Here is a 6809-nt window from a genome sequence, read left to right as displayed (position 1 = left end):
GCCCGACCGGCCCGCGCGCGTGCAGCTTGTCGGTGGAGATGCCGATCTCGGCGCCCAACCCGTACTCGAAGCCGTCGGCAAAACGCGTGCTGGCGTTGACCATCACGCTGGCCGAGTCGACCTCGCGCAGGAAGCGCATCGCGTTCGGGTGGTGCGTGGTGAGGATCGCGTCGGTGTGGTGCGATCCCCAGCGGTTGACGTGCGCGATCGCCTCGTCGATCGAGTCGACGACCTTCACGCTGACGACCGGCGCGAGGTACTCCTCGGCCCAGTCCTGCTCGGTGGCGTCGACCAGCGTCGCGCCGGGCACCGCCTGCAGCGCCGCCTTGCTGCGCGGGCAGCAGCGCATCTCGACGCCCTTGGCGGCGAACACCGCGCCGATGCGCGGCAGGAAGGCGTCGGCCTGCGCCGCGTGCACGAGCAGGCTCTCGGCCGCGTTGCACGGGCTGTACTTCTGCGTCTTCGCGTTGTCGGTGACCTTGACGGCGAGTTCGAGGTCGACTTCGGCGTCGACGTAGACGTGGCAGTTGCCGTCGAGGTGCTTGATCACCGGCACCTTCGCCTCGCGGCTGATGCGCTCGATCAGGCTCTTGCCGCCGCGCGGGATGATCACGTCGACGTGCTCGGGCATCGCGATCAGCCGCCCCACCGCGGCGCGGTCGGTGGTCTCGACGAGCTGCACCGCGTCTCCCGGCAGGCCGGCGTCGGCCAGGGCGGCCTGCACGCGCCGCCACAGCGCGCGGTTCGAGTGGATCGCCTCCGAGCCGCCGCGCAGGATGCAGGCGTTGCCGCTCTTGATCGCCAGCGACGCCGCCTCGATCGTCACGTTCGGCCGGCTCTCGTAGATCATGCCGAACACGCCCAGCGGCACGCGCATGCGCCCCACGCCGATGCCGCTCGGGCGGCGCTTGACGTCGGTGATCTCGCCGATCGGGTCGGGCATCGCGGCGATCTGCTCGCAGCCATCGGCGACCGTGTCGATAACCTTCGGCGTCAGCCGCAGCCGGTCGACCAGCGGCGCGGCCAGCCCCGCGGCCTCGGCGGCGGCGATGTCCTTGGCGTTGTCGGCCTGCAGCGCCTGCGCGTCGGCCCGCAGCCGGCGCGCCAGCGCGCGCAGCGCGGCGTCCTTGGCCGCCGTCGGGGCCGCGGCCATCGCGCGCGACGCGGCGCGAGCCGCGGCGCCGACGTGCGCCATGTAGGCAGGGATGTCGGTGGGCGTCATGCGCCGATTGTCCCAAAGGCCGCGGCCGGGCGCATCAGCCGAGCGCGGCCAGCGCCGCGAGCCACAGCGATGCGGTGGCGGCGAAGGCCAGCGTCGACAGCACGATCGCCGCCGTCGCCTCGCCCTGCAGCGTGCCGTAGCGCTGCGCGAACAGCAGCGCGTTGTTGCCCACCGGCAGCGCGGCCATCATCACGACGACGGCCAGCGCCGTGCCGTCCAGCCCGAATCCCCAGCGCGCGGTCACCAGCACCAGCGCCGGCAGCACGAGCAGCTTGGCCGCCGACAGCATCGCCGCGCCGCGCAGGCCGCCGCGCAGCCCGTAGGCCTGCAGCGACGCGCCGATGAGCACCAGGCACACCGGGACCACGGCGGCGCCGAGCCCCTGCAGGGTCTGGTCGACGACCGGGTGCAGCCCGAGCGAGGTCAGGTTCCAGGCCAGCCCGAGCAGCACCGGCAGCACCACCGGGTGGATCACGGTGTTGCGCACCGTGCTGCGCAGCGTCGCCGTCCAGCTGGCGCGCCGGTCGGCGCTCGCGAGGTCGGCCTCGACGAGCACCGTCAGCAGGGTCAGCAGGATCAGCCCGTGCACCGCGACGAGCGCGAGGTGCACGCCGAGCCCGGTCTCGCCGAACAGCGCCGCCGACACCGGGATGCCGAGCTGCACCGCGTTGCCGTAGGTCGCCCCGATCGCGCGCGTGGCCGGTGCCGCCGGGCCGTGCGCCGCCGCGCGCCGGCGCTGCAGCGCGTAGACGACGAGCAGCCAGGCGCAGGCGGGCACGAAGTATGCGGCGATCGTGCGTCCCGGCAGCGCCGCGAGGTCGAGCCGCGCCATCGTGCGAAACAGCAGCGCCGGCACGAACAGGTTGAACGTGACGGCCGACAGCACGCGCACCGCGGTGGCGCTGCCGTCGGCGTCGCCGAGCCAGCGCGCCCGCGCCGCGGCCCAGCCGAGGCCGACGGTGAGCACGATCGCCAGCAGTTTGAACGCGACGTCGGCGGTCACGGCCGGACCGCCCCCCGCGACGCGCCGACGGCCGTCGCCCGCAGCACCATCGCGCTATGCCGACTTCTTCGCCGCCGGCCGCTTCGCCGCAGCCTGCCTCGCCGGCGCAGCCGTCTTGGCCGCCTTGGCGGCGCGCGGCTCGAACTCGAAGCCGACCTTGCCCTCCTTCGCGTCCCATGCCAGCCGCGCCTTGAACTTGCGCCGCGTCTTGTTGGAGACGAAGTTCTCGAGCAGGTCGGTGCGCCCCTCGGCGAGCAGCTTGCTCAGCTGCTCGCGCGGCACCGGCTGCTGCAGGATGATCTTGCCGCTCTTGAAGTCGCAGGTCGGGTGCGCGCCGACGCCGTGCTCGCAGACGTAGTTCGTGCCGTGCTCGTAGACGTGGCCGCGGCACTTCGGACACGCGCCGAGCGGGCTCTGGCCGGAGAAGTCGACCGGCTCGCCGGCGCCTTCGGCCTGCTTCGCGTCGTCGCCGAAGTCGAACTCGAGCTTCCAGTTGTCGATCTCGTCGTCGCGCACCAGGCGCAGCTCGGCGGTGAACGGCCAGCCGGCCTTCGAGCGGAAGCCCTCGAGCGGGCCGATGCGCTTGTCGCGCAGCAAGGCCTCGGCCTCGGCGGTCTCGAACGCGCGCCCGGCCGGGATCTTCGTGATGCTGAAGCCGCAGCCCTGCGCGGCGCCATCGGCGCCGCCTTTGACCGGGCTCGCGCCGTCGGCGCCGGTGCACGCGAAACGGCGGTAGTTCTCCTTCACGACGCCGCCGCAGTTCGGGCACGGCGTGGCCAGCGTCGCGTAGTCGCCGGGGATCGTGTCGCGGTCGTACTCCTTGGCCTTCTTCACGATGCGCTCGGCCATCTTCGCGATCTCGGCCATGAAGGCGTCGCGCGAAAGCCGGCCGTGCTCCATCTGCGCGAGCTGGTACTCCCAGTTGCCGGTCAGGTCGGGGCGGGTCAGGTCCTCGACGTCGAGCCCGCGCAGCAGCGTCATCAGCTGGAACGCCTTCGCGGTGGGCACCAGCTCCCGGCCCTCGCGGTACAGGTACTTCTCGGCGATCAGCCCCTCGATGATCGCCGCGCGCGTGGCCGGCGTGCCCAGCCCCTTCTCGGCCATCGCCTCGCGCAGCTCGTCGTCGTCGATCAGCTTGCCGGCGCCTTCCATCGCGCTGAGCAGCGTGGCCTCGGTGTAGCGCGCGGGCGGGCGGGTCTTCAGCGCGACCACGTCGACGCTCTCGGTGCGCACGACCTCGCCGGGGGCCACCGGCACCAGGTTCGCGTCCTCCTCCTGCGCCTCCTTGCCGTAGACGGCGAGCCAGCCCGGCTTGACCAGCACCTTGCCGTTGGTCTGGAACGCGTACGACCGGCCGTCGCGCGCCACGGTGCTGGTGCGCGTGGTCACCAGGTACTCGGCGCTCGGGTAGAACACGGCGAGGAAACGCTTGACGACCAGGTCGTACAGCTTGGCCTCGGCCTCGGAGAGCGCCTTGGGCGCCTGCAGCGTCGGGATGATCGCGAAGTGGTCCGACACCTTGGCGTTGTCGAACACGCGCTTGCCCGGCTTGACGTAGCCCTCGCGCAGCGCCACGCGCGCGTGCTTCGACAGCTCGCGCAGCGGACCGGGCAGGTCCTCGTCAGCGATCGTCTCGAACGTCTTCTTGACGACGGCGAGGTAGTCCTCGGGCAGGTGGCGCGAGTCGGTGCGCGGGTAGGTCAGCACCTTGTGCTTCTCGTACAGCGCCTGCGCCAGCGACAGCGTGGTCTTCGCGCTGAAGCCGAAGCGCCCGTTGGCCTCGCGCTGCAGCGTCGTCAGGTCGTACAGCAGCGGGCTGGCCTGGGTGCTCGGCTTGGCCTCCTCGACCACGCTGGCCGGCTGGCCGCGACAGGCGTCGGCGATGGCCTGCGCGGTGGCCTCGTCCCACACGCGGTCGGCGCGGCGGTCGGGGTCGTCGTCGCGCTTGAACGCGGGGTCGAACCACTTGCCGTCGTAGGTGCCCGCCTGCGCGTCGAACGTGGCCTTGACCTCCCAGTACGGCCGCGCGACGTGCCGGCGGATCTTCTCCTCGCGCTCGACGACGATCGACAGCGTGGGCGTCTGCACGCGCCCGACGGTGGTCAGGAAGAAGCCGCCATCGCGCGAGTTGAACGCCGTCATCGCGCGCGTGCCGTTGATGCCGACCAGCCAGTCGGCCTCGCTGCGGCTGCGCGCCGCGGCGGCGAGGCCCTGCATCTGGCGGTCGTCGCGCAGCGCCGCGAAGCCGTCGCGGATCGCCTGCGGCGTCATGCTCTGCAGCCACAGCCGCCGGATCGGCTTGTCGATGGGCTTCTTCTCGCTGCCGGCGTACTGCACGATCAGGCGGAAGATCAGCTCGCCCTCGCGGCCGGCGTCGCAGGCGTTGATGATCTCGCCCACATCCTTGCGCCGCACCTGCCTGACGACGGCGTTCAGGCGGGTCTTGGCCTTGTCGATCGGCGCCAGCTCGAAGTGCGGCGGGATCACCGGCAGGTGCGCGAAGCTCCACTTGCCGCGCTTCACGTCGTACGCCTCGGGCGCCTTGATCTCGACGAGGTGGCCCACCGCCGAGGTGACGACGTAGCGCTCGTTCTCGAAGTGATCGTCGTGCTTGTCGAACTTGCCCGCCACGGGCGTCAGCGCGCGCACGATGTCCTGTGCGACGCTGGGTTTCTCGGCAATGATCAGCGTTTTGCTCATGGTCCCACGACATCCGGCGCCGCGGCGGTGCTCGCCGCGGGCATGCCTACAATCCATCGACTCCTCGCGCGCACGTGCACGCACGTACCCCCGCACGCGCGCGCGCCCATGAAATCAATGTACCGAATGAAGACGAACGCGCAAGCCACCCGGCGCCGCACGCCCGCCTCCGCGAACGGCACCGCCATCCACCACGTCAACGGCGCCCGCGTCGAGGTGCGGGCCTCGGGTGTGCACGGCAAGGGGGTGTACGCGAAGCGCCCGATCGCCGCCGGCGAGACGATCATCGAATACAAGGGCGAGCACATCAGCTGGGCCGAGGCGCAGCGCCGCCACCCGGTGAACCCCGAGGACCCGAACCACACGTTCTTCTTCCACATCGACGACGAGCGCGTGATCGACGGCGGCCGCCGCGGCAACGCCGCGCGCTGGATCAACCACGCCTGCGAGCCCAACTGCGACACCGACGAGGTCGACGGCCGCGTGTTCGTCAGGGCGCTGCGCGACATCGCCGCGGGCGAGGAACTGTTCTACGACTACCGGCTGATGCTCGAGGGCCGCCACACCGCCAAGGTCAAGCGCGAGTACGCCTGCCACTGCGGCAAACCCGGCTGCCGCGGCACGATGCTCGCCCCGAAGCGCCGGGGCCGGGCGTGAACGTACGCGCCGTGCCCGGCCCCGCCGCACGCGTGCTCCGTGGCGTGACGAGACGGCGATGAACGCGCTGCCCCCGGCCGCCGGTCGGCCGCTCGCGTGGGACGCCGAACGGCTGTGGCAGCAGCTGCAGCCGCTGCTGCCGGGTGTCACCGTCGAGGTGGTGGCACGCTGCGAGTCGACGAACACGGTGCTGCTCGACCGCGCGCGCGAGTCCAGCGGCTGGCCCGACCAGCCGATCACCGCGCCGGGCGCGCTCGACGCGCTGCAGGCGCTGCCCGCGATGCCCGCGCTGCCGCACGGCCGGCGCCTCGGCGACACGCAGCCGTGCCTGCTCGTCGCCGAGCAACAGACGCACGGGCGCGGGCGCCTGGGCCGGCCATGGCAGTCGCAGGCCGGCGCGTCGCTGACCTTCTCGCTGAGCCTGCCGCTGGCGCCGGCCGACTGGTCTGGGCTGTCGCTGGCGGTCGGCGTCGCGCTGGCCGACGCGCTCGATCCGCCCGACGCCGGGCGTGCGCCGCGCATCGGGCTGAAGTGGCCGAACGACCTGTGGCTGATCGACGCGCCGGGGCGCGGGCGCAAGCTCGGCGGCATCCTGATCGAGACCGTTGCGGTGGGTCGCAACCGCATGGCGGTCGTCGGCGTGGGCCTGAACGTCGCGCCGCAGCCGGTGCACGATCTGACCAGCGGCTACGCCTGCCTGCAGGAACTCGACGCGCGCGCCACCGCCCCCGCCGCGCTGCACCGCGTCGTCCCGGCGCTGGCGCTGGGGCTGCGGCGCTACGAGCGCGCGGGCTTCGCCGCCTTCGCCGACGCCTATGCGCTGCGCGACCTGCTGTGCGGGCAACCGGTGACGACGACATCGCCCGGTGCCGCCGAGGGGATCGCGCTGGGCGTGCGCGCCAACGGGGCGCTGCGCGTGCGCAGCGCCGACGGCCGGCTGCACGAGATCACCAGCGGCGACGTCAGCGTGCGCCCGGCCGCGTCGGAGCGCGACGGCTGATGCGCACGCTGGTGCTGGCGCTGCTGCTGGTCAACGTCGGCCTGTGGGGCTGGAACGCCGGCTGGCTGCCGGCGCTGCTGGGCGTCGCGGTCGACGGCCCGCGCGAGCCCGAGCGGCTCAGCCGGCAGATCGCCGCCGACGCGGTGCGCGTCGTGCGCGACGGGTCGCCACCGGCGGTGGCCGCGCCCGCATCGCCGGCGTCGGCGGCGTCCGACCCCGCCGACTGA

General features: G+C 72.8%; 6 protein-coding genes. 3 read left to right on the top strand and 3 right to left on the bottom strand.

Going from position 1 to position 6809, the window contains the following annotated elements; all coding sequences use genetic code 11:
- From PKC53_RS15555 to PKC53_RS15545, 3 genes are all read right to left on the bottom strand, one after another.
- Positions 1-1222: glutamate-5-semialdehyde dehydrogenase (locus PKC53_RS15555; protein WP_324430219.1), on the bottom strand; the 1222-nt coding region annotated here is incomplete at its 3' end.
- A 34-nt stretch (positions 1223-1256) separates the two neighbouring features.
- Complete coding sequence (locus tag PKC53_RS15550) at positions 1257-2225, bottom strand: AEC family transporter (protein WP_324430217.1); 969 nt, start codon at positions 2223-2225, stop codon at positions 1257-1259.
- Between the two features lie 54 nt (positions 2226-2279).
- The gene (locus PKC53_RS15545; protein WP_324430216.1) at positions 2280-4925 is read right to left on the bottom strand and encodes a DNA topoisomerase III; all 2646 of its coding nucleotides are present in this window, start codon (positions 4923-4925) and stop codon (positions 2280-2282) included.
- Between the two features lie 126 nt (positions 4926-5051).
- On the opposite strand from PKC53_RS15545, the gene PKC53_RS15540 reads away from it, so the two are divergent.
- From PKC53_RS15540 to PKC53_RS15530, 3 genes are read left to right on the top strand one after another with little or no spacing between them, the layout of a single operon-like run.
- Positions 5052-5582, top strand: coding sequence for an SET domain-containing protein-lysine N-methyltransferase (locus tag PKC53_RS15540; protein ID WP_324430214.1), 531 nt, complete (start codon positions 5052-5054; stop codon positions 5580-5582).
- 58 nt (positions 5583-5640) lie between these two features.
- Entirely contained in the window at positions 5641-6582 is a 942-nt protein-coding gene (locus tag PKC53_RS15535; protein WP_324430212.1) for a biotin--[acetyl-CoA-carboxylase] ligase, read from the top strand.
- Positions 6582-6809: a hypothetical protein gene (locus PKC53_RS15530; protein ID WP_324430210.1), complete on the top strand. Its 228-nt coding sequence runs from the start codon at positions 6582-6584 to the stop codon at positions 6807-6809. The genes PKC53_RS15535 and PKC53_RS15530 overlap by 1 nt, the downstream gene beginning before the upstream one ends.

Origin of the sequence: Azohydromonas sp., from assembly GCF_035325925.1 — a bacterium.
Taxonomy (GTDB): domain Bacteria; phylum Pseudomonadota; class Gammaproteobacteria; order Burkholderiales; family Burkholderiaceae_C; genus Calidifontimicrobium.
The sequence above is the reverse complement of the archived record's forward strand: the minus strand, read 5'-3'. Positions and strand labels throughout refer to the sequence as shown.

What these genes read in the sequence shown, in the direction of transcription:
- PKC53_RS15530 (WP_324430210.1), top strand. Translation starts at nt 6,582, where the DNA reads ATGCGCACGCTGGTGCTGGCGCTGCTGCTGGTCAACGTCGGCCTGTGG.
- PKC53_RS15535 (WP_324430212.1), top strand. Translation starts at nt 5,641, where the DNA reads ATGAACGCGCTGCCCCCGGCCGCCGGTCGGCCGCTCGCGTGGGACGCC.
- PKC53_RS15540 (WP_324430214.1), top strand. Translation starts at nt 5,052, where the DNA reads ATGAAGACGAACGCGCAAGCCACCCGGCGCCGCACGCCCGCCTCCGCG.
- PKC53_RS15545 (WP_324430216.1), bottom strand. Translation starts at nt 4,925, where the DNA reads ATGAGCAAAACGCTGATCATTGCCGAGAAACCCAGCGTCGCACAGGAC.